This window comes from Leptotrichia sp. OH3620_COT-345, from assembly GCF_003932895.1.
Classification (GTDB): domain Bacteria; phylum Fusobacteriota; class Fusobacteriia; order Fusobacteriales; family Leptotrichiaceae; genus Pseudoleptotrichia.
This window is the reverse complement of record NZ_RQYW01000214.1, coordinates 1-232: the sequence shown is the minus strand read 5'-3', so window position 1 is coordinate 232 and position 232 is coordinate 1. Positions and strand designations below refer to the sequence as shown.

1 pseudogene is annotated in these 232 nt (G+C 31.5%); it reads right to left on the bottom strand.

Going from position 1 to position 232, the window contains the following annotated elements:
• A pseudogene (locus EII29_RS11825) lies at positions 1 to 232 on the bottom strand (OmpA family protein); the annotation flags it as partial.

Genomic DNA, 232 nt, shown 5'->3' with positions numbered 1-232 from the left:
AAGTTATACTCATTCGTCCCTTTGGAATCCGTATGTCCCACTATCGTCACATCATAATCATTTACTATTATATATTCCTTTAAGTTCTGTAATATACCATAATACTGTGCTTTTACATTTGACTTGTCAAAATTAAATAATAATGCCCTCTCATCAAGTACTACCGTTACTTCTTTCGGTCCTTTAACTTTTGTTATGTCTATTTCATCCAATTCCAGTGCATTTATTCTTA